The 1,829-nt window shown below is 33.6% G+C and carries 1 protein-coding gene; it reads left to right on the top strand.

Annotated elements, in window-relative coordinates:
* Window positions 1–410: 410 nt before the first annotated feature.
* Window positions 411–1,829: reprolysin-like metallopeptidase (locus tag ACM6F9_RS00860; RefSeq protein WP_414843989.1), on the top strand; the 1,419-nt coding region annotated here is incomplete at its 3' end.

The raw sequence follows: 1,829 nt of genomic DNA, 5'->3' as shown, positions 1-1,829 counted from the left end.
ACAGGTACTTTTGACTTATCTCAATTGATTAAAGGCGACTACCTGATTAAGGTTAAATCTAAAAATTTAGAGAAAACTGTAAAGTGGATTAAAGAATAATCAATTCAATCAATTCGTCACAATAAAAAAGGTTGTCCTCAATGGAGGATAGCCTTTTTTATTGGAATAATAATGTGAAAAACTCAATATTACTTGGAGCAGCCTAAATTATCTGGCTTATATTGGGCTCCATAGAAAAATAAAATTACAAACAATTTTAATTGTTATCGTGAATTTTAAGGTTATTATTCTGTCAATAATAGTATTTACTTTTGTTTTTATGTTAATTATGATTTTTATTTGTAATCTGTTGTTATTCATAGTGTTAGTCTTTTTATTTTTTATCTTTAAAACACTTAAATTATCATAATATGAAAATTGAAAAACTATTTTATTTGGGGATATTGATTTTATCAATTTCTCTGGGGAAAGCCCAGGATTTCTTTACTGAAATCAATGAACGAACAATTAAAGCGGAATCTAAAGACAGAACGGTACAACCCGAAAAATTTCTTACCTACAAATTGGATGTAGCTGGAATGAAAAGCTATTTTGCTTCAGTTCCGGAATTGAGAGATAATGAACGTAAAGATAATGCTCCAATTATTGTCTTACCCATGTCTGACGGAACAAAAGCTAAATTCAGAATCTGGAAATCTTCAGTAATGGCTCCGGGATTAGCAAGTAAGTTTCCTCAGATTGTTACCTTTACAGGCCACGGAATTGATGATCCTTATGCTACCCTAAAACTGGATTTTACAGAATTGGGTTTTCATGCACAAATAAAATCAATAACATCAGGAGATGCTTATATTGATCCTTATGCAAAAAATAATGTTGGAAATTATATCATTTACAAAAAAGGTGATTTAATTGATAAAAAGCAAAGAGGTTGTGGATCAAAAGGTGAGGATTTTAAATTAGGAAAAAAAAACGCTCAAAAAACCGTAGTTCCAGGGGTAGGAAGTCAAATTAGAATTTTTCGACTAGCTGTAGCTTGTACGCATCAATATGCATCAGCAGCAACAGGTACAGCCACTCCTACAGTAGCCCAAACTTTATCTGCAATTGTAACATCTATAAATAGAGTAAATGGAGTATATGAACAAGAGGTTGCTGTAAGACTGATACTTATTCCTACTGAAAATAATATTATTTTTGTAAGTAGTACTAATGATCCTTTTACAGGAAATGATGATGCAGATATATTAATTAATGAAAGTCAAACGGTCATTGACTCCGTAATAGGAACAGCAAATTATGATATTGGACATACTTTTAGCACAGGAGGAGGTGGATTAGCTGGCTCAGGTATATGTGATTCTTCATACAAAGCAAATGGAATTACCGGTTCTTCTAATCCTGTTGGAGATCCTTATGATATTGATTATGTAGCCCATGAAATGGGGCACCAGTTTGGGGCTCCGCATACTTTTAATGCAACTACAGAATATTGTGGAGGAGGAAATCGTGAGGCTTCCAATGCCGTAGAGCCTGGTAGTGGTATTACAATTATGGCTTATGCCGGAATTTGTGGTAGTGTTAATAACTTAGCCTCTAACAGTATTCCAATTTTTCATACAAACTCGTTTCAATCAATTACTACAGAAGTTCAATCTCTCACATGTCAAGTAACTACAGCGGTAGCTAATACGAAACCTAATGTAAATGCAGGAAATGACTATACAATCCCAAAGGGAACACCTTTTAAATTAATAGGCTCTGCAACAGATGTTGATAACAATCCACTTACTTATTGCTGGGAGCAGAATGATGCAGGTCCGGAAGGA

Source organism: Chryseobacterium sp. IT-36CA2 (assembly GCF_949767875.1).
GTDB lineage: Bacteria > Bacteroidota > Bacteroidia > Flavobacteriales > Weeksellaceae > Chryseobacterium.
The sequence above is the reverse complement of the archived record's forward strand: the minus strand, read 5'-3'. Positions and strand labels throughout refer to the sequence as shown.